Genomic DNA, 20,245 nt, shown 5'->3' on the forward strand with positions numbered 1-20,245 from the left:
CTATGCTGTTTTTTCTCCCAGGGTGATGATGCGGTCGCAGTAGTCCAACGAGCTTTCGCGGTGGGCGACGACGATGATCGTCAACTCGCGGTTGGCCTTCGACAACTCCTTGATAGCGCGGTTGATCCGCTCCTCGGTGCGGTTGTCGAGCGCCGAGGTCGCTTCGTCGAAAAAGAGGATATCGGCCTGCTTGTAGAGTGCGCGGGCGATGCCGAGCCGCTGGCGTTGCCCGCCCGAGAGCCGGCAGCCGCATTCGCCGATCGGGGTCTCCATTCCCTGCGGCAGCGTGTCGATGAACTCTTTGAGTTTGGCCGTTTCCAATGCCTGCGCCGCACGCCGGCGGTCGATCCGGTCGGGGGCGCAGCCCAGCGCCACGTTCTGCATGAAGGAGCTGTCGGCAATGAAGACACTCTGCGAAACGTATCCGATCGTGTTCTGCCATTTGCGGAGATTCGTTTCGTCGAGCGGTCGGCCGTCGATGGTGATGCGGCCCGCCGTGGGGCGGTAGAAGCCCAGCAGGATGTTGAACAGCGTCGTCTTTCCCACGCCCGACGCACCCCGTATGCCGATGCGCTCGCCCTTGCGGATCGTGAGCGACAGATCGTGCAGTATGTCGCGGTCGGGTGCGTCGTCGAAGTGGAACGAAAGCCCTTCGATTCGGATTTCCCGCTCGAATGGCATCCGTTCCTGTGTCGTGTCGATCCCTGCGGGCGTATCGTAGAGCCGTGCGTCGCGCAGCACGTCGATCGTGTAACGGTTGTAACGCAGCGACGTCCACGCCCCCATGATGCTGCGCACCGAGGGCATGATGCGCAATGCAGCGACGGCGAAGATGCCGAACAGCAGTTTCATTTGCGTGTTGTCCGTTCCGGCGCAGAACGCCACGAGGACGGCCATGCCGACGGCCAGTCCCACTTCGGTGAACATCGGGGGAAGCGCGGCGATCGTGGCGTTGCGCTGCCGCACGCGGATGATTTCATCCATCGAGCGGTCGAAGTCGCTCAGCATCGCGGGATAGGCGCCCGCGATTTCCAGGTCGGCATAGCCGCGGAAGGTCTCGATCACGGTGCGCGACTTGCGCCGCTGCGCACGGTTCTCCTCCTCGCCGTAGCGGTTCAGGCGTTGCCGTACCAGGTAGTAGTAGAGCGCTACGGAAGGTACGAAGATCGCGAGCGTCAGCAGCGCTACGAGCGGATTGTAAATCGCCAGCGACCCGAATAGCAGGGCGAAGAGCACCGCTTCGCTGGCCATGGCGGCCACGGGCATCAGCACGCCCGTGACGAAGGTGAGGCACACGACATTGACGTTGCGCGCCAAAACCGCCGAATTGGAACTTTTGATGAATCCCAACCCCCGGTTGCGGTAGTCGACGTAAAGCCGGCGCGAAAGTTCCCGATAGAGGTCGTAGATGAAGTTACGTTCGATTTTGTACAGGGCCAGATTGGCGAGGCTTTTGAACAGGATCACCGCCACGACACAGGCGCATACCGTGAGGATGAACGTGCGGTCGCTCGTGAATCCTCCGAAGTCGTAGAGCGCCGCCAGCCACCGGTTGGAGCGGATGCCTTCCGTGTCGAGGATGATGACGAGCACGGGAATCAGCACGGCCAGCCCCGCGAAGTTGAGCAATGCGCGTGTGAAGACGCTGAGCGTCACCCCTAAACTTCTCCGGCGGAACCGGTGCGGAATGATATCGAGAAACGGCGGTTTCATCGGATACAAAGATAGTGCAAGCCGAGTGCAAAAGCAAACGGAGTTTGCGATTTTGCCGAGGCGCCGCCTATCTAAGCGGAGGCTTGTCCTCCGCAAAGCGTGCAAGCCGGGCGCAGAACCAAATTTATTTGGGATTTGCCGAGGCGCCGCGCGAGCCGAAGCCTCCGCCCGCGGAGGCCCGCTACTGTGGGTGTGTTCCGCAGGCTCCGACCCGCAGAATCTGCAACACAGCCAATTTGCGTGGGGCCATTCATGGGAAATAACTAATCATGGTTGCGCGTAGCGCACCTCTATGCTGCATCGTCTGTAAAACGGCGATGTCGAAGTTGTAGTAGTAGTTGTTGTGATACGAGGTGTGCGAAACATTATCGATCAGTTTCTCATAATTCCGCACCGTCGGCACCAGATCGAACGTATCGGTCCGTATGCCGTACGCCAGCAATGCTTTCGAGGCGAATATTTCGGGCGGGATATTGTCGAAGGCATCCCTCTCCCTATCTTTATCGTTGCGTTCGAGCCGGAACAGATCGGCGTACTTCTGCCAGCCGATATCGAACTGCGGGAGCCGATACATCCGTAACTGCGTATCCTGTAATTGAGGGTGGGAGAAGTGCAGCAGATAGTAGTCCTACATCTCTTCATAGCATCCTGTCCCCAGAGGCGTGTCCGTAGACAACAGCAATTCCCACCGGGTCTTTGCGGCTGTCAGGGTGCCGAATTTTGACAGCTGCTTCATTCCTTTACCGAGGTAGAACATCGCATGCTCGTAGCCGTCGTGGTGCCGGAGCTGTTCCAACTTCACCTCGGATGAGAGGTGGAAAATATTCATTTGCCAACAAAAAGCAGCATCGTGCAGGCGCACGATGTGTTGTAGCGTCGGACCCTCTTTGAGCAGAATCGGCAGGTTGTTCTCCGCGGCGGAAAAGAGCTACGCCGCCCTCCGTTTCCACAGCCCCGTAAGGTGCTCCGGGCTGCGACAGCGCGGGAATCGATTCGTTGCGGAAGCCCGCGTAAGCGTCCTTGTAGCAGAGGTTCCGGGCGGTGTTCTGCGCAGCCAGCGGGTCGAGGCCGTGCTTGCGGCAATAGAGCAGGTCGTACAACATCAGGGCTTGACGAATGTCCTTCACTTCCAGCGGTGCCAGATGCGCCAGCCGGTAGCCGCGTTCTTTGGCTTCGATCGGCGGCAGCCGCGAGCCGTCGTCGACGTGAAAGTTCAACAGCAGAAGATACGGGATATATCCCTTGTTGGCCGCATAATCCGCAAACTCGTCGAAGAAGGTTCTGAAACCCTCGTCGCCCCGTCGGGATCTCTCCAATGCGACGACCGTATGAGTACGATCGAGGGCGGCATAGACGTTCGTAATATCGGAACTTCCCATCCGCTATCGTTTTGTGTCGTCCCAGTCGGGTACGACGATCGTGCCGTCGCCTTCGGGTGCGCGGATCACCTCGATCTCTTCGACCTCGTGGAACGTGCAGGCGCCGAGGCCGCAAAGTGCAAGCAGAAGAAGCATCGCCGCGAAGATGCGGCGCAGATGATTTGTCGTCATAGTATCAATTTTTTAAGAGTTCATCGATTTCGGGGTCGAGCGCCGCACGATACTCCATGCGCTCATCGCGGCGGCAGGCTTCGAGGAAGTGTCTCCGTCCCTCGGCCTTGCGGCCCAGCCGCGAGCAGGCGATCGCTCGAAGATACTCACTCGTGGCTGTCGCGGGAAGTGCTTCGAGGATGCGCAGCGCCTCCCTGTCTTGTCCCAGCGAGAGCAGTGCGATGGCCGTATTGCGATCCCGGTAGTCATGAAGGACGTAGAGCGCCTGTGCGTATTTGCGTTTTTCGAGCAGCTGCCGGCCCCGCAGGTAGGCCGTATCTAGTTCGGTCGTGTGGATCGTGTCTTTGACCGTACCCACGCGGCGCAGATGGCAGCGGAGTTTTACGGTCCGTACCGGCCTCCACGACGAGGTTTCAGCGCTTCGAGAGAATCCACGCATAGCCGTAGCTTATGCCGATACCGTAGGCCCGCCCGTCATAAGTGCGGTGACGGTTGCCGATGCGGTAATCGGCTCAGGAGGCGTGCAGCACCAGAAAGTGCCCGACGAAATCTTCGTAGAACCAGTGTCGGACGCCGAGCTGTAGGCCCCGACCTGCGTCGTAATGCGCTTCGTGCGGATCGGATTCCAGTAGGCGGAGGTTTCGACGGTCCAGTTGTCCGTCAGCGCCGCCTCGGCACCCACGGCGACCGTGCCCGTCAGGGCCGCCAAGGTGTTTGCCCTGACGCCGAAAAACTGTGCGGCGGTACGGTGGTGTATGGCTGCGAGGCACATCAGAAGTACCTTGTCGTCGGGCGTGATCTCCGAGGCATACTCCTCACGTTCGTATTCGGGCTGCACAAGCGGCGTATCGAGGCGGAACTTCAACTCATCGTTATGATCCCGGTAGAAACTCAGGTTGAAAAGACCCGTCGTCGTGCCGTGGTCCGAAAGCTGGACCGTCGCAGGAAACAGATCTTTGGTCGGGAGCCCCAGCATCAGGCTCCGCTGCGTGCGCTGCGGCAGCGCATCGAAGTCGATACCCAATTCTTGCAACTCCGCGCGTGGAATCTCAACCTTGTCGTATTTCACCTGTTCCAGTTCGGCCGTGTTCACGACGTACTTGTTATACGTCTCCCAGCCCTCCTCGCTCTTCGGATTGCTGACGAGCTTGCCCAGCGATGTGACGATCTTGCCGACGGAAAGGACGGGCACTTTCAAAAACTGAAACTGGATCGGATTGTCCTTCTGGGATTTGAAACCTCGGATGAAAGCCGCCACGGCATTGCTGCTCCGGAACGAATAGAACGCCGGACGGTTCTTCGCAAGAGGCTGCACGGTATGCACCTCTCGGCGATCCCCTTTGGTCACCAGCTTGGAAACGGCCTCTACCTGGCCGCTGTCCGGATTGCGCACGAGAAGCGTTTCTCGGTAGTCGTTTTCCTGTTCCTGACCCTCGGTCGGATTTACATTTTCTTCTGTTGCCATAATACTGTCTTTTAGTTAATAATGTGTGATTTGTACTTCGACAGCGGCAAATATAGAGGCCCGGAAGACGATCCCGACGGATGGCACGTCAGAGCCGTTCTGGGCATGAAGAAAGACGAAAATCGCCCGTAAAACGGACCGTTTGACCGCTCAGGACGAAATTCTAAACAGGGTTGAAGTTCATCGCCTCACCATACCGTAGTAATATGTGAGGCAAAACAAAAATAAACGAGTATGAATTTAGAATATCTTTATCTTATAGACGGGAAGAAGCATCCCTGTCAACATTGGGTATCCCAACGGCCGGAGATGGTCGATTTAATCCACCGGGATGTTTGCATAATCAACGAAAAAGAAGATGGTGAACTACGAGTTTGCAGCGCGGACATATTACCCTCGCCGGATTTCGAAAAGCGGATCGGATACACCTCTGACCCTACATTATGGGATAGCCTTATCAGTAATTATAACAGCTTACATCCCGATGAACCGCTTATAAGGTGGGTATAATTCGTTTTTTAAGATAAATGGGAGGGGCGAAAAACCCCTCCCATTGTGTGTGATTCAGACAACATGTAATAATCCTTATTCCAGAAAAATCTCGTAGTTATCATCGATAAATAGGTTTTTCAACCTTTCGAAATAGCGTTCGTTTCCTTGTGTTGCCGCTTGAAGAGAATCTATGGAAGCTAAAATAGTTTCAGTATCGGTTAACAGTCGACGATAATGGTACATTTCTACATGCAATAAATTAATTTCAGAGAAATAGATCTCATTATCGTTCTGTTTTTTGAGAACGACCTTAACTATACTGTCTATTTCGCGATAACCAGATAAATAATCATCATATAATTGCTTGTATAAAGATCGAATTTCAAGTGAATCTCCTGCCTTTTCGGCAATTTTAACTTTTATTTTGTTTTTCCAAATTGGTTTAATTTTACTGTATACTCCTTCTTCCGCATTCTCAAGTTCTGCTAAGGCTTGCTCATAATCTTTCTTCAGATAATAAATCTCAGCGATCTTATAAGATGCAACACCTCTATATTCAGGGAATTGTTCTACGACCTGATTCATAACGAGTAGTGCGGAATCCAAATAATCAACTCTGTGTGTAGCACGGAATTGATTCACACAAGTTTGTATCTTATCAAGCTGCTTTTGCTTATATTGCTCCTTGTTAAGGCAACCGCTTAATGTTAAAGGCAATAATATTGCTACGATTTGAAAGAAAACTTTATACATTATCTTTTAGAGTTAAAATTAAATTTAATACCCATATTGCCTCCTTGCATAATATTTTTCTGTGCATTATTCAAACTTGCATTTAAGACTATCTTTGATATAGGATTATTATGAGATACTGATTCGGATGATAATATCGCATCAATTCCCATACTATAAGTGAAGGGATTCGTCAATATAGGATAGGGAGGTTCCTTTAACGCAATAGAATACATTTCTCCATTAGTCATATACACTTCAATATCTCCGTTATAGGCAGTCCTCGGTGTAATCATTTGATTAATAATAGCATGTATTATTACACCATTAAATACTTTACCTAAAGAATTTGTTTCTGAAACCTTTTTGCTATCATATCCGATAGAGACCTGAAACCTTATATATCCTTCTCCGATTAATCCTACTGCTCCCTCAAGTGCCGGAAGAAGTAATGACAAAAGTCCTCCTCTGCCCGAAAGATTGTGTTGGGGAACTTCTGTACCAAATGATAGATAGGGACTCCAAGAAGATGCCTCATAATATAAATTGGTTGACACACCTATGTCATATAAAATATCGCTATCGAATGCTCCAATATACTCATAACCTGCCGGCGTATCTTCCCTTGATTTTACATTGTCATTCCACTCATATTCGTCGGTTTCCAAATTACGGATCCAATCTCTTCCATCCCGATCGATCATAGAAATCGGATTATTCCCGCAGAAACAATATTGGGAATGGTTAATGTATTCATCCGCCAGCGGATCCTGCGAGAGCCACCGCCCGTTAAGTTTGTTGTAACAACGAGCGCCGTAGTCTGCGAGATCGTCTCCGATGAATACTTGATCCTCCTTACCGTTGAAGTGGTCGCGGTTGTCCGACACAGGTAGCGAAGCGGTGTCCCAACGCTTACCGAAAGGATAGTAGTCGTTACGTTCGAGGACGTTGTTCTGGTCTGTCGCCACGACACGCACGCTTTCCAGATGATCGGTCAGGAAATAACGAATCTCGGTGTCGTTGCCGGCTGTTGCCACGATCCTGCCGCCGCCGAACGGCGTACTCTCGAATACTCGGTTGGCTTCTGCGTCCGTACGGTATGTAAAAGAACCCCGATACGCAAAACCGCAGTCGTCGGCATTCACCGCAGAGAGTTTCGTACCGTCTGCAAGATACGAATATTTCGCGACAATCGTATCGTATTTAACCAAATACCATTCAAAAAAAAGAGGAGCAAAAGCTCCTCTTTCAATCAAGAATCTCGATGTCTTTGTTTTAGTTTTCTCTCCCTCTTGTAAAGCATCAACAACAAAATTACAGAACCGAAAAAAGCAGGAACGGCTTTCCATAGGAAGATTGAGAACTTCTGAGAATCGTAAGATGGCGGATATGCCATTCGAGGGTTGGCAATAAAGGTTTCGTGTACGTCTATGATTATTGTCAGCAGAGTTAAAATAGACAAAATCCAAAGAATAGGTTTGATCAACATGGTAAATATGCTCCAGCCCCAAGAATCTACTTCAGACTTTGAATATTTTCGTCTCCGTAAATGTACCACAATAAGAATAACAGCAAAGCATAATATAAAAGGAGTAATCATTTTTAAGTCTGCCAGGCCAAACCCTTTTGTAGTAGGACTAAACCACCTCCATAATAATCCGCCCACAGGATAGATGAGAGCTATTACATAGAACATTCTGACATACATTTCTACGACTTCCAAAAATATGTTCAGTTTTGGAAATTTCACATCGTTTCCCATATTACTGTTTACTATTTATGTAATCGATAACTCGCGATAAAAATATCTGAAATTGCGCGTTGGACATTCCTGTCAGATCCAAATCAAGTCAACCACCCAGATTCGAACAGTCATCTGGTGAACATAGATCGCAGATTGAATAATATGTTCCGAAGGTTTCGTATTGTCCCATTCATTTGCTGCTGGATCATGTTCTTCCAGTGCTGCCTTTTGCAAAAGATGCAACCGGATTATTTGGATATATCAGAAATATGTAATTTCGGAATTTCGATTCGTGCTTTGTCATGAACAAATTCTGTTTCCGGTTTTTCGCGGGTCAATTCAATCGCAATGGATAGACCTATTGTCGACAAAATAGTCGCAACAACATAAATCCACATTCGATATTTATTTCGTAATTGTTCTTGCTCGGGTAATACATTATGCTTTTGGATTATCACATCAATTCTACGTGAATAGAACAACATATTGGCGAGTATCAAACATATGGATATTCCTATTTCCAGATATATGAAACTGTCCTGTATATCTATTCCACATATTAGAATGATGAAATGACATATCACAAGGAAATTAAGTCCCTGCAATAAACCAAAGTAACATCCTGTTGCATATTCTGGTGAACTTTGGCCCAGATAAAATTTCGTTTTAAGAACATAAATAAACAACCATATATAAATTTGTTCGCCCAAGGATAGTCGTCCATATTGCTTAGTGTCCATATCTTAATTTATGTTCCGAAGGTTTCGTATTATCCCATCCATTTGCTGCTGGATCATGTTCTTCCAGTGTTGCCTTTTGCAAAAGATGCAACCGGATTATTTGGATATATCAGAGATATGTAATTTTGGAATTTCGATTCGTGCTTTGTCATGAACAAATTCTGTTTCCGGTTTTTCGCGGGTCAATTCAATGAAGGTAAACAACCCGATGGTCGATACAAGTGTTATTAAAACATAAATCCACATCCGCATACGCCCTCGCGATCGTTCCTGTTGTGTAAGAGCATTATGGCGAGCCATAATCTGATCGAATTTTCGAGAATATAGTAATACATTCACACCCATTAAACACATTCCCACTCCAACTTCCACCCACTTGGAGTAAGTTAAAGTTATATCGAATATCAAGAGGAACGAATGCCATATCACAACAAGATTGAGCCATTGTAAGAAACCAAAGCAATATGCAGCATCCCAATTAGGAATGTGATTTTCAACATAGAACTTAGTTTTGACGATATAAATGAATATCCAAATATAAAGTTGTTCTCCTAAAGAAAGTTTTGAATTTTGATAAGATTCCATCTTCTAATGAATTGGATAAGTTTTGATTATTCGAGTATTATCAGGAGCTATTATTGCAGGGCCTCCACTCCCAACGATTGCAGGTGGCACCGGAGCAAATATCATTAGAGCAAGACCTGTGGCAAGAGCCGTTTGCGGTGATTTCATTCCTACTCTCCATATGATTGTATTTATTGCTATATTTCCTGCGGTTTCACCTGCGGTTTGTCCGCCAGTTGCAAATCCTGCAATATCAGTAAATACTGAAGCATAAAAGATTCCGGTTCCTATATTTGTTGCAATTTTCCCTGTTGAAGTATACACTCTGTTTGTATTACGGACAATAGTCCCACCCTCGTTGATGATAATATATTCCGAGCCGAATGTCAACGGTTTATCGTATAATGAAGCGGCGGTAGAAAGGGTTCCTCCAGTACCCGATACGAATTTAAGACTTTCAATGACTTTATTTATTTTTTTGTTCTTGCGCTTTTGAGACTTTTGTGTCTTCTGTTGTTGTTCCTTACTCTGAATACTAATCCCTGTGACATAAGGAATTTCCGCTCCACTTAAACTGTAATAGGTATCTCCTGTATCATACGTTACACCTAAATATGTGTAACCACCTTCTTGCATCTCTCGCTCGGACATAACTCCGTTTACATATTTGTAACTTGTTCGGGTTCTAATTTCTCCGTTGCCATCTTCATATTCCTCTTGATAAGAATACCATTCCGCTCCATTATGATCGATTCGATTAACCGGATTTCCCGCGCAGTAGTTGTATTGTCCGATGGAATAGTACTTTTCCAGTAGCGGATCCTGCTGGATAAATACCACCCCGTCTGGATCGTAGAACCGAGCGCCGAAGTCGAGATAGAGGGCCGAGGAGGAGTATGTCTGCTGAAATTCCTTTCCCGAAAACGTGTATCGGTTGTCCGAAGCCGGCATGTCGGGCTGCTCCCACGTTTTGCCGAAGGGATAGTAGTCCTTACGATCCAAATCGATCCGTTCCGTCGGCGTCACTTTCGCCACTACGCGCGTACTGCCCAGATGATCGGTCAGGAAGTAATGTACCTCCGAACCGCTGTCTGTTCCGACGATCCGTCCTCCGCCGAACGATGTGCTCTCGAACGAATCGATAGCATCATATCGCCAATGATATACCAAAGAACCTACATACCGATAACCGTAATTTTCGTAATCGCCAACGGTCTTTTTCGTCCCGTCTGCAAGATACGAATAACGATGCGATATTTCCCCGAACCCCAGTGGTCCTGCAAATTCTCCGGTAAGTTAAGCAAATTATATGAAATTCCAAAGCCCGTCAGAGCATTTTCCGTCATATTTCCGTTGGCATCGTAAGTATATACTCCGCTTCCGTTCATCGTTTTTTTGCGTTGGTTACCGACGTATTCAAAGCGGTAGGACTGCGACACGGCGCCGGATGATCCCGTTCTGGTCAGCGTAAGGATATTGCCGTTCCTATCATAGGTAATTCCTTTTTCAGTACTCCAGTCCGTATGCAGGGAAGAGGTCGAAGAAAAAGGTTCGGCAGCTGTCAAGCGCGACAAGCCGTCGTAGGTGAAGACATTGCGGTTTTATCATTCATTGAAAATAAAAGTACAAAAAGGATCATACTTTTGTTTTGTATGATCCTTTTCATTCAACATAGAACAATAGTCCGATTCGATTATTCTATTCCGGTTGTAGTATTTATTATTTTAAAATTTGGTGGAGGGACTGGATCACCGCTCTTGTAGGAATGTCCAATTCCTCGGATTTCTACAACAATCGGTCCGATTCGGTGCAAAACCTCATATGTCTCATTTCGACTAAGGCACACAAACAAGGTATCAATTCCTTGCTTTTTATAAAACGCATACGGATCAGGAAGGACAATGGAATCTCTTAATACTTGATCTTTCATTGTGCCAGAAAATGTAATATAGCTATGATTGCCCAAAAGGCCTCCTACTCGTGTATCGATATGGATATTGACTCCCTTCTCTGGGAAACTAACAGTTTTCGAATAGGTAATTGGTCTCCAAGCAATCTCTATTTGGCGCAACGTAACGAGCAATGCGACCAGATAAACCAATCCGAGACCTAAAAGCAACCCTCCGCAAATTAATAATACGCGATGCCATTTAATTTTTCTTTGCATAATCCCAACCCATCTTACTCATTCTATACTGATAATAAATCTCACCCCAATACGGTTCTTTGAACAACGTCTTATCAACCCCGGCATAAGTTCCCCAAAGAACTATATCTACCATCATCGCATATGTCAATGGTTGATGCTTAACATTCGATTGAATATGTAATGCACCTGCTAACTGTTGAAATGTTTTAAATGATATAGGATGTATTCCTAACACGGTTCCTTTTGCAGCATTATAACCGGCAAGAAAATTTCCTGCCGACCTTGCAGAAACATACTTTCCATTTAAAAGTCTTCCTATATTGCCATATGTCGATTTAATATCAAAAATTCCACCCGACATAGATGCCTTAGCAATTTGGGGTAGATTCATATCCTGCGCAATATCTATCAATTCTGTAAAATCGAAAGATTGTCCAAGTTCTATTTTTCCTGAGGCCTCTCCAGTCTCAGGATTAACAAATTCATCCCAAAAATAAGTCTCACCAACATATTTTCCTCCTCCTGAGGTATTATCTGAACTATAATAAAGGAGTAATTCGATGATTGTCCCCGTCGTATCTTTATCATGATAATAAATACCTAAATCTCCGTCGTCATAAACTGCAACAACTTCATTATCTTTGTTTAGATGCGTAGATGAAATATTATACGCATTCATTCCAAATGGATCAATTTGACAAATCGGATTATTCCCGCAGAAAACATACGGACTATGGTATTGCTGCAAGGGATCCTGCGCAAGCCATCGTCCTCGTTCTCGGTCGTACATTCGGGCGCTGTAGTCCGAGAACGGCAGGCCGGCGAACGATTGATCCTCCTTTCCGTTGAAGCGGTCTCGGTTATCCGAAACAGGCAACGACGCGGTATTCCACCGTTTTCCGAAAGGCTGGTAGTCGTTGCGTTCGAGCACCTCGCACCCCGAATTTACGACCGCGCGCACGCTGCCCAGATGGTCCGTCAGGAAATAACGGACCTCGGTTTCATCGTCGACCGTCCCCACGATCCGCCCGCCGCCGAACGGCGTACTCTCGAATACTCGATCCGGTTGGGAACTTTCATCCGTACGATATGTAAAAGAACCTCGATACGAGAAACCGCAGTCGTCGGCAGTCGTCGCTGAAAGTTTCGTACCGTCTGCAAGATAACAATAATTTATGGCATTCGCATCGTTGTCCGAGGCATATTCGAGCAAATTCAGACAATTATATGACATATCCAGTCCTCGCTCCCAGTCTTTTGTTACATTCCCGTTCGCATCGTACTCATGCAATTGAACGGTTAGGGGAAAAACGATCCCTTTCTTTGGGAGAATAATCTCTCCGGCATCTCCGTCCTCCCGTTCAAAGACAGTTCCCGGACGATACGAAACAAGGCGATTCCCCGAATAATTATAGGTGCTGTTCGATACACAGGCGCCATTCTCATAACGAATAAAAGTTTGAAGGTTTCCATTACGGTCATAGGATAGACAGCGTTCGACATTCTGCCGTGTCTTTTCGTTGTTTACATACTGGTCGGTGTTCGCCAGCCGCGAGAGGCCGTCGTAGGTGAATTCATACCGGTTCTGCGGGCCGTCGCCGGACGGGTCTCCCTTGTGCTGCCACTGCCAGGAGGTGATATTTCCCGTATAGGAGTGTCCGAGCGACATGTCGAACAACTCGCTGCTTTTCTTGGTCAGCCAGCTTCGGATGTCGTATTCCGACTGTTCAGCGATCGCCGACGTCCCCTCGCCCAGACGCCGCGCAGCAAGCCTTCCCAGCTCGTCGTACTCGTAGTAGACAACAGCCTCCTCGCCGCCGTTCACCTGAGTTGTTTCGCGCAACAAGCGGCTGCGATCGTCGTAGGTGAAGGTGCGGTCGATGTCGTCGGTCTTGCCCGCGCGGGTATAGCTTTCGCGTTGTGCGATGAGGTTTCCCACGAAATCGTAGCGCTGCGAGGTGCAGAGGATGCCATCCTCGGTGTCGCGCTCGACGGTCTGGATCAGACGTCCTTTGTAGTCGTAATAGTAGGCGCGCTGGTGATAGCCCGTGATCGTATCGTTGGCCAGCACAGCGAGTTTCTCGTAGGTCAGCGAACCCGTGGCATTGTCGTAGCGCAGCGATTCACCGTCCGTGGCCGTCAGACCTTCGATCGGCTGGAAATCGAGCCCCGCCGCCTGCACCTCCGATGGATAGGTGTCGTAAACATATTTCCGCAACGGTACCGAAGAGCCCAAATAGGGAGGTTCGAGAAATTCGATCGGCTCACCGATTATTTCGACGAGCGGGCGTACGGGCGTCCATTCGATTTCGGCGGCGAGGCTCTGCTCCTGCACCCGTCCCAGTGCATCGTACGAATAGCTTATCCACTGCTTCTTCGCACGGAGGTTGCCGTCCTGCGACACTCGAAGACGGTCTCCTTCGTCGTAGCGCATATACTCCGCCTCGCGTCCGGGCATCCGTTTCTCGACCATGAGGCCGCGATCGTTGTAGGTGTAGACGTAGCAATACTTTTCGGCGAAATCGTCGTCGACGGGGACTGTCAGCGAATCGCTGAGCAGGTAACTGCCTTCGGGCGTGATGACCCACCGCAGCCGGCCGTAGTCGTCGTAGACGAAGTAGGTGTCGATCGGTTCGTCATCGTCGAACGTGCGGCTCAGCAGCGTCCGCCCCTGTCCGTCGGTGAAGCTCTGCACGACATGGCCGTCGGGATCGGTCGTCACGGTGCATGAGAGCGTTCCGGCGTCGTGGCACCCCTCGCAGACCAGTTCGCCGTCGACGCCCACTGCGAGCCATCGCACCTCGTCGGTGTCGTTTGTCCGGTAATCGAACTCGGTGTAGAGGACTTCGTAGTCTTTCATGTAACCGGGCAACGCCTGCTTGCGTACGCGCCCGAGCGGCGACGCCTCGTAGACCTTCTCCGTGAAGGAGCGCTCATAGTCGGAGCTGTATCGTTCTTCATAATAGTTTCTCTGCTCCGAAATCGCCGTACTGTTCGGCAACTCTGTCTCGTCCGAATAATAAGTCGCTTCGAAAGGAAGGTAGGCCGTCGCATCGCTGCGCAGCAGGGCATCGTATACGATCGGCGTCACGATGTTGTACCCGTTGACGGAGGCTCGGACATTCGTCGTTTGCGACGGCAGTCCCAATCCGTTGTAATAGGTGATGTCGGTAATCGTCGTTCCGGTTTCGGAGATCGCCGTTCGGGTCTTGATCCAGTTCGATCCGGAATCTTGTGCCCCGATCCGTCCTGCGGAGCAGAGGAGGAGGGCAAACAAAAGAATATGTCGTTTCATGGGATTGCAGGATTTGTATTACTGGTCGAAGGAATATTCATACTCGTTTACGACCTTGCCTTTGTGGTCGCGCACGCGCATCAGGTGGTTGTGGGCGTTGTACTCGTAGGTGGTTTCACGTCCCGAAGGATCGGTCATCGAGGCCATCCCCACCAGCGGGATGTATGTCGCCGTGGTGACGTGCCACTCCTTGCGGCTGGTTCGCAGGCCGTCGAGCGCCGCAAGATCGCCCTCCGACAGCACGACCGAGGTACGGATATGCTCGACGGTCGCCGCACCCAAGGCGGTCGTCACCTCGTCGTATGCGGCGTTGCGGATTTCGGCCACGAGGTACTGACCCTTGTAGCCCCACAGATAACAGATCGGAGGCTGTCCCACGGCCTGCACCTCGCAGATGTTGCCGTCGGCGTCGTAGCGCAGCGACGCCCGTCCGATGTAATGCGTGTCGGGCGTATAGGCGCCTTTCCCGCCCGTAGAGCTGCGGTTCGAGAAGCGGAACGATGCGGGCGAGAGGTCGAGCGAAGCCAGCGTCGAGAGGCTGTCGGGACGCCCGTAGAGATCGTAGCGGAACGTATCGCCGTGCGTGACGGTCTCGTCGGTATAGACGACCCGTTCGAGCGGGAGCGAGAGAAGGTTGCGATCGAGCATCGTCTGCACGCTCGACGGCAGGTAGTCTTCGGCGTAGAGCGTCCGCTCGGTGACGGTTCGTCCGTCGGCGTAGGTCGTCTCCTTGCGGCTGGCGGTATAGGGATTCGTGTCGTAATAATAGTTCGTCCGTCGGCGCAGAATGCGTCCGTCGTCTTCGCGCTGCTCGATAACCTCCTCCGAAAGCTGCATACAACCCGGAGTGATGCCGTTGTAGGAGTATTCGAACGTATGGCCGTCGTCGATCTGCTGCGAACCGCCGAGCAGGTATCCCACTGCGGAGGCCCATACGCGGGCGCAGAAAATCCGTTCCGAGGCGTCGTATCGGTTGTAGGTATAGGCGCGGCGTGCAACCCAGTCGAAACGGCCGCCGTCGTACTTGTACTGGACGACCGAATCCAACTGTCCGAGATACCACGTGTCGCCTTCGACCGGATAGGGAGCGTTCGGATAGGCGAAGACCTCGCGCACGGGCCGCGCGTGGCGGTTCGTCAGGTCGTATTTGTAGACGGTCTTGCCCGAGAGCGTGCCGCCGGCACTCTGGTATTCGGCCACCTCGTCGTACTGGACATGGCTCCCGTCGTCGTAGTTGGTACGATAAATTGTGTGCGGATAGTAGGTGCGCAGACGCAGCGTCGCGCCGAGCGAATAACTCCCCGACCACGAGTCTCGGGGATAGTAGTAACTCACGGTCTGTTCCGTGTGGCAGTTGCCCATATCGTCGTCCATATCGGGTTCGTGGCGGATGATGCCGCAGCCGTCCTCGCCGGGGCCGTATTTGTACGCGGTCTCTTTGAGTAGCGTATCGTCGGTGTCGTAGTAGCGGATGTATTTGATCCGGTAGCTCGAAATACGGCGCACGGCATCCTCCCCGTCGCGGAAGCAGTTGTGGTCGCACACGAACTCCGTACGGCCGCCCGTGGGATAGGTGATGCTCAACAGCCGCTTCTCCTCGTCGGGCGTGCGGTAGATCTCGTCGGGAAAACTGTTCGACGGCATGGAGAACTCCCGCTGGAAATAGTCGCCGGGATAGGTCAGCTTATCGCCGTACATATCGACGGGATACGTTCCCAGATCGAGCAGTACCTTATGACAGGGAACGTCGGCCGACCCTCCCGAATAGTGTCCACGGTAGCCATAGCCCCAGAAGTCGGCGATCGCATCGCCGATATGCTGCATGCCGTAGGAGAAGGAATAGGTGTCGTTGCCGATCTGCACCGATTGCAGGTAACGCTCGTAACGCTGGTCGACGTTCGACTGCGTGAAGACGATGGTTTGACGTGCGACACCCTGCGTGTCGCAGATCACGATACGCTCCAGCACGGGATTCAGTATCCGCGTGCGCGTGTCGTCGTACGCCTCGTACTCGAATTGCGCATAGCCGCCACGGAAAGTGATCCGGTCGATGTAGTGGCTTTCGACCCATTTGCTGACCGTCAACGAATTCTCCGGCTGATCGGGCAGCTCCTTCCAGAAGAAATTCGTCGGGCCGTAGCCCTCGTCGTCCCAACCGAAGAGCAGCGTACACGAATAGATGATCGAGCCATAGCGCTCCTCACGCGGGTAGCGGGCGGCATAGCGGACCTCATCATTGGTAGTGTAAAGCTCTCCGCGATCGTACAACGATACGGATCCGGGTGTTTGCAGCACACGACTACGGTACGGAAGATACGAGAACGCTATGCTGCTGCCTCCGTCGGCGCTCTCGATCTCCGTACATTTCCATGCCGTTTTCGAAGCCGGTTGAATCTGCGAGTCTGTCGCTGTATCCGCAACAGCCGAGCTGAAGCGGTAGATCGTGCCGTCCGTACCCGTGATGACGAAAGTCTCCGTACCCAGCTCGTCGAATACGATTCTGTCGCCCGTCACGGGAACGGTCTTGGGGCCGAGTTCCCGCTCGATATAGAACGAACCGCCGCCATTGAGCAGTTTGTAATAGAATCTGTCCGGATCTTCATCGGCACCTTTTCGCCAGAGCAGCCGCATCCGATCCGTCGTGGAACGCACAAGTGTCGTACTCGTAATGTCGGGCTTCGAAACACCCGTATGGAGGTAGCCCGTCGTTTTCAGATCGTCCACGCCGTTGATGATGCGCGAGACCTGCAAGTCGCAGCTCAGCGACCATCCTGCGCCGGCCGCGCCGGCGAGCTGGTTCACGCGCGTGAAGTCGTCGAGGTGGAAACTCAGGTTCACGGGCAGCTCCAGCGATCCCGATCTGACGGTGTAGAGCGGGATCGAGATTTCGGGAATTCCCGTGCGGTGCGAAACGGGATAGTCGATGTACTTCATCATCGACACCGCCGACGGCGGATAGAAATGGACGTCCGTCAGATCGGACGTCTCCTGCGCCTGTACGGACGTCGCTCCGAGAAACAGGAACGACACGGCGCAACATACAAAGGCCGGATGCTTCATAGCCGAAGGAATTTAGGTTAGAATGAGAATGTGTATGGAGTTCGGTTCGTAAACCGGAAGATGCGCCTTGAACAAAGATAGGGAATCTTTTCGGAAAAAGAGGATGAAATAGCAATGACAGAATTTTCGCAAACTATTTCTAATCAATTTGTTGAAAAATAAAAATCTTACATTTTCCTTACAGACCGTCCAAAGCGTAAAATCGCACTCTTCATTTCCGCTTTTCAGCACGGACGGCAGGCCGTGATAAACGGAAATAGGCGGACTTGTCGATCCGCCTACTTCTTCGCCAACAGATGCCGCAGCGCAGGGTCTTCGGCGATGCGTCTGAGTTCCCGTTTTATGATCTGCGTGACGTCCTCCTTGATCTGCGTATAATTGCGTCGGATGATCTCCTCCATACGATCCACGCCGTCGGCATCGCGGAACGAGGATATTTCCGGGATCGGAACGTACGACGTCGTCTCCCCTGCGAGCTTCTCCCTGTCGATGACGATCTCGGCATGGAAGATTTGCTGTTCGATGCGTTCGTCGAAGTTGTCCGCCACGGCACCCACGAACATGCCTTGCGAGAGGTTGGAGATCTTCGAGGCGGGAATCAGGCTGTTGAGCTGCGAGAAGTCCTGAAAGCTCAGGCATACGGCCACCTTGTTCGAGCGGGCCGTGGCGATCAGGTTGTCCAACCCCCGGAAATAGATCGTGGGCAGCTCGTCGATGATGATCGACGACTTGGGTTTTCCCTACTTGTTGATGAGCCGCGTGATGTGCGAATTATAGAGACCCAGCACTGCTGAGTAGATGTTCTGCCGGTCGGGATTGTTGCCCACGCACAGGATCTTCGGGTCTTCGGGGTTGTTGATGTCCAGCGTAAAGTCGTTGCCCGTCATCGCCCAGTAGAGCTGCGGGGAGATCATGCGCGAGAGGGGTATCTTTGCTGAGTATTCGTTCTCGATCAGGCGTGTTTCCTGCATGAAACTTTCGTTTTCGTCGTTGAACGGATCCTCGCGCAGCCGCTCCTTGACCAGACGTCCGAGCCATAGACCCGCCAGAAACAGCGAGAGGAAGCCTATGCTTGTAGCTGCGACATAGAGCGGTGCCGCCCACTGCGGCGGCAGGTGCCGCAGCGGATCCCCGAAGAAGAAAAGCAGCTGGCCCGCCGCAGCTGCGAGAAGAATCTGCCGGCGCGTGATGCGCTCGGAGCGCACGCTGCGCGTACCCCGGCAGCTCAGAGCCAGAAATCCCGCAGCGAAGAGTTTGGTCAGGTACGAGGAGGTGAAAAGCCCCGTCGTACGCTGGACGTTCCGCAGCAGACGGTCCGATGCGCCGAGCGTGCAGCCGTGCGTATCGAACCATCCGTAGTATTCATAAGAACAAACCGTTTCATTCAGTTTCTAAAACCGACAACGTCCGTTTTGTTTCGTACCTTGTGTTGATTAATACACATTCCAATTAAAAATATAAAAAAAGCCAACCAGGAGGTTGGCCTTTTTAAATTATTTATAGGTCATGGATTCTCTGCATCAGACTCTTCCATATACTTAAATCCATCAGGAAATTGAATGTCAGTACTTTGACATACCGTTTCTCGAAACCAGTATTTTTTGCCGGTTCGAATTTCTTCCCATGTATATTTTTTCAGGGTGTCGGCATGAAAAGCATAAACATGAATACAGTCGCCGCGATTGATTTTTGTGCCGTATGGTAAAATATAATAAATCCTACCGGGAGCCCATGAGCTGCTTTGTAAATTACAGTCAACATGATCAATTGATAAAGGTAATTCTCCATAATAAGGATAAATTACACCATTTTCTTGATGTTGATTGATAAGCATGTAAATGTCACAATCTGTGTTATTGTAAAAGTCCTGTTTCCAATCCTTGTCTGTCGGCAGACAAGACATGAAAAAACAACATATAAGAACTATTTTTTTCATATGATTTTGGTGAATTATTCATTAAAAGGAATACCACCGTCGGATGGATATTCTTGTTCTTTTTTGCGATCTTTCATTATTTTATTCCATACATCTGCTCCAAAATAACTTTTTGCGAAACGATTTGTTTGTCGTTCGATATGAAATCGAAAAAGCATTCCCTTATGAGTTCCCATCCATAAATAATTATTACCATCAATGCCTCTCACCCAATCTTTTCCGTCCGGATCAATTCTACTTGTCAGATTTCCCGCGCAAAGTTGTATTGTCCTATACGGAAATATTTCTCAAGCAATGGGTCTTGTTGCAGGAAATGGCCCCCTTCGGCATCATAAAACCGTGCTCCGAAATCGGTATAATCAATCTGTTGGAATCGCAGATGTCGTTTTTCCTTACCGAAGAAGATGTAACGATTATCCGATGTCGGCATGTCGGGTTGTGCCCACTCCTTGCCGAAGGGATAGTAATCGTTCTGTTCGATCACCGAACCGTCGGCGGCGACAACCTGCCGCACGCTGCCCAGATGATCCGTCAGGAAATAGCGCGTTTCCAGACCCTCCGACGAGACTACGAGCCGTCCCCCGCCGAAAGAGGCGCTTTCCAGGTCGAACGTTCCGTTTTGCGTGCGATATACCAAAGAACCCAGATAACACAACCCGTTGCCGGCGGACTCCGTCGCCGTGAGTTTAGGTTGCTTAAATGTAAGCGTTTATCAAGACCTTGTCTGCAAGTTAGGAAAATTACAACAAAGATAAAAGTATTGAACGTATAAAAAACAGGGCTGTGAAGACTCTGCCCTGTTTTT

General features: G+C 50.5%; 19 protein-coding genes and 2 pseudogenes. All 21 read right to left on the reverse strand.

Features of this window, described 5'->3' with window-relative positions; translation table 11 throughout:
* Complete coding sequence (locus FMF02_RS10940) at nucleotides 1-1,713, reverse strand: ABC transporter ATP-binding protein (protein ID WP_244611569.1); 1,713 nt, start codon at nucleotides 1,711-1,713, stop codon at nucleotides 1-3.
* 250 nt (nucleotides 1,714-1,963) lie between these two features.
* Nucleotides 1,964-2,287, reverse strand: a complete 324-nt coding sequence (locus tag FMF02_RS10945; RefSeq protein ID WP_141413169.1) for a DUF6047 family protein — start codon at nucleotides 2,285-2,287, stop codon at nucleotides 1,964-1,966.
* 166 nt (nucleotides 2,288-2,453) lie between these two features.
* Complete coding sequence (locus FMF02_RS10950) at nucleotides 2,454-3,092, reverse strand: hypothetical protein (protein ID WP_141413170.1); 639 nt, start codon at nucleotides 3,090-3,092, stop codon at nucleotides 2,454-2,456.
* A 3-nt stretch (nucleotides 3,093-3,095) separates the two neighbouring features.
* Nucleotides 3,096-3,263 carry a hypothetical protein gene (locus tag FMF02_RS13695; RefSeq protein ID WP_162502302.1) on the reverse strand — a complete coding sequence of 56 codons (168 nt, stop codon included), beginning with the start codon at nucleotides 3,261-3,263 and terminating at the stop codon, nucleotides 3,096-3,098.
* Between the two features lie 413 nt (nucleotides 3,264-3,676).
* Entirely contained in the window at nucleotides 3,677-3,721 is a 45-nt protein-coding gene (locus tag FMF02_RS14055) for a hypothetical protein (protein WP_370745707.1), read from the reverse strand.
* Nucleotides 3,712-4,728 carry a DUF3575 domain-containing protein gene (locus FMF02_RS10965; RefSeq protein ID WP_141413171.1) on the reverse strand — a complete coding sequence of 339 codons (1,017 nt, stop codon included), beginning with the start codon at nucleotides 4,726-4,728 and terminating at the stop codon, nucleotides 3,712-3,714. Before FMF02_RS10965 ends, FMF02_RS14055 begins: the two co-directional genes overlap by 10 nt.
* Nucleotides 4,729-5,313: 585 nt before the next feature.
* Nucleotides 5,314-5,973, reverse strand: coding sequence for a hypothetical protein (locus FMF02_RS10970; protein WP_141413172.1), 660 nt, complete (start codon nucleotides 5,971-5,973; stop codon nucleotides 5,314-5,316).
* Nucleotides 5,973-7,208: an RHS repeat domain-containing protein gene (locus FMF02_RS10975; RefSeq protein WP_244611570.1), complete on the reverse strand. Its 1,236-nt coding sequence runs from the start codon at nucleotides 7,206-7,208 to the stop codon at nucleotides 5,973-5,975. The genes FMF02_RS10970 and FMF02_RS10975 overlap by 1 nt, the downstream gene beginning before the upstream one ends.
* On the reverse strand, nucleotides 7,205-7,675 hold the full coding sequence (locus FMF02_RS13700; protein WP_162502242.1) for a hypothetical protein: 471 nt from the start codon (nucleotides 7,673-7,675) through the stop codon (nucleotides 7,205-7,207). Before FMF02_RS13700 ends, FMF02_RS10975 begins: the two co-directional genes overlap by 4 nt.
* Nucleotides 7,676-7,944: 269 nt before the next feature.
* The gene (locus tag FMF02_RS10980; RefSeq protein ID WP_141413173.1) at nucleotides 7,945-8,436 is read right to left on the reverse strand and encodes a hypothetical protein; all 492 of its coding nucleotides are present in this window, start codon (nucleotides 8,434-8,436) and stop codon (nucleotides 7,945-7,947) included.
* Nucleotides 8,437-8,532: 96 nt separating this feature from the next.
* Nucleotides 8,533-9,021, reverse strand: a complete 489-nt coding sequence (locus tag FMF02_RS10985; protein WP_141413174.1) for a hypothetical protein — start codon at nucleotides 9,019-9,021, stop codon at nucleotides 8,533-8,535.
* Nucleotides 9,022-9,024: 3 nt separating this feature from the next.
* Nucleotides 9,025-10,170 (reverse strand): RHS repeat-associated core domain-containing protein, encoded by a 1,146-nt coding sequence (locus tag FMF02_RS10990; protein WP_141413175.1) that lies wholly within the window; start codon nucleotides 10,168-10,170, stop codon nucleotides 9,025-9,027.
* 5 nt (nucleotides 10,171-10,175) lie between these two features.
* Nucleotides 10,176-10,565 carry a hypothetical protein gene (locus FMF02_RS10995; protein WP_141413176.1) on the reverse strand — a complete coding sequence of 130 codons (390 nt, stop codon included), beginning with the start codon at nucleotides 10,563-10,565 and terminating at the stop codon, nucleotides 10,176-10,178.
* Nucleotides 10,566-10,693: 128 nt separating this feature from the next.
* Nucleotides 10,694-11,167, reverse strand: a complete 474-nt coding sequence (locus tag FMF02_RS11000; RefSeq protein WP_141413177.1) for a hypothetical protein — start codon at nucleotides 11,165-11,167, stop codon at nucleotides 10,694-10,696.
* Nucleotides 11,151-14,444, reverse strand: coding sequence for a DUF6443 domain-containing protein (locus FMF02_RS11005; RefSeq protein ID WP_141413178.1), 3,294 nt, complete (start codon nucleotides 14,442-14,444; stop codon nucleotides 11,151-11,153). The genes FMF02_RS11000 and FMF02_RS11005 overlap by 17 nt, the downstream gene beginning before the upstream one ends.
* 18 nt (nucleotides 14,445-14,462) lie before the next feature.
* Entirely contained in the window at nucleotides 14,463-17,504 is a 3,042-nt protein-coding gene (locus tag FMF02_RS11010; protein ID WP_141413179.1) for an RHS repeat domain-containing protein, read from the reverse strand.
* A gap of 278 nt (nucleotides 17,505-17,782) precedes the next feature.
* Nucleotides 17,783-18,502: pseudogene (locus tag FMF02_RS13790) on the reverse strand (conjugal transfer protein TraG); the annotation flags it as partial.
* 78 nt (nucleotides 18,503-18,580) lie between these two features.
* Nucleotides 18,581-18,892: pseudogene (locus FMF02_RS14080) on the reverse strand (YWFCY domain-containing protein); the annotation flags it as partial.
* Nucleotides 18,893-19,008: 116 nt separating this feature from the next.
* A complete protein-coding gene (locus FMF02_RS11025; protein ID WP_141413182.1) occupies nucleotides 19,009-19,440 on the reverse strand; it encodes a hypothetical protein in 432 nt (143 codons plus the stop codon).
* A 14-nt stretch (nucleotides 19,441-19,454) separates the two neighbouring features.
* On the reverse strand, nucleotides 19,455-19,616 hold the full coding sequence (locus tag FMF02_RS13705; protein WP_162502303.1) for a hypothetical protein: 162 nt from the start codon (nucleotides 19,614-19,616) through the stop codon (nucleotides 19,455-19,457).
* A 65-nt stretch (nucleotides 19,617-19,681) separates the two neighbouring features.
* The gene (locus tag FMF02_RS11030; protein ID WP_244611571.1) at nucleotides 19,682-20,077 is read right to left on the reverse strand and encodes an RHS repeat domain-containing protein; all 396 of its coding nucleotides are present in this window, start codon (nucleotides 20,075-20,077) and stop codon (nucleotides 19,682-19,684) included.
* Between the last annotated feature and the right edge of the window lie 168 nt (nucleotides 20,078-20,245).

The organism is Alistipes communis (assembly GCF_006542665.1).
GTDB lineage: Bacteria > Bacteroidota > Bacteroidia > Bacteroidales > Rikenellaceae > Alistipes > Alistipes communis.

Coding starts and splice junctions, on each gene's coding strand:
- FMF02_RS13705 (WP_162502303.1), bottom strand. CDS start 19,616: ATGGGAACTCATAAGGGAATGCTTTTTCGATTTCATATCGAACGACAA.
- FMF02_RS10970 (WP_141413172.1), bottom strand. CDS start 5,973: ATGTATAAAGTTTTCTTTCAAATCGTAGCAATATTATTGCCTTTAACA.
- FMF02_RS10950 (WP_141413170.1), bottom strand. CDS start 3,092: ATGGGAAGTTCCGATATTACGAACGTCTATGCCGCCCTCGATCGTACT.
- FMF02_RS11010 (WP_141413179.1), bottom strand. CDS start 17,504: ATGAAGCATCCGGCCTTTGTATGTTGCGCCGTGTCGTTCCTGTTTCTC.
- FMF02_RS11025 (WP_141413182.1), bottom strand. CDS start 19,440: ATGAAAAAAATAGTTCTTATATGTTGTTTTTTCATGTCTTGTCTGCCG.
- FMF02_RS10945 (WP_141413169.1), bottom strand. CDS start 2,287: ATGTATCGGCTCCCGCAGTTCGATATCGGCTGGCAGAAGTACGCCGAT.
- FMF02_RS11000 (WP_141413177.1), bottom strand. CDS start 11,167: ATGCAAAGAAAAATTAAATGGCATCGCGTATTATTAATTTGCGGAGGG.
- FMF02_RS10965 (WP_141413171.1), bottom strand. CDS start 4,728: ATGGCAACAGAAGAAAATGTAAATCCGACCGAGGGTCAGGAACAGGAA.
- FMF02_RS11005 (WP_141413178.1), bottom strand. CDS start 14,444: ATGAAACGACATATTCTTTTGTTTGCCCTCCTCCTCTGCTCCGCAGGA.
- FMF02_RS10940 (WP_244611569.1), bottom strand. CDS start 1,713: ATGAAACCGCCGTTTCTCGATATCATTCCGCACCGGTTCCGCCGGAGA.
- FMF02_RS13695 (WP_162502302.1), bottom strand. CDS start 3,263: ATGACGACAAATCATCTGCGCCGCATCTTCGCGGCGATGCTTCTTCTG.
- FMF02_RS10985 (WP_141413174.1), bottom strand. CDS start 9,021: ATGGAATCTTATCAAAATTCAAAACTTTCTTTAGGAGAACAACTTTAT.
- FMF02_RS10980 (WP_141413173.1), bottom strand. CDS start 8,436: ATGGACACTAAGCAATATGGACGACTATCCTTGGGCGAACAAATTTAT.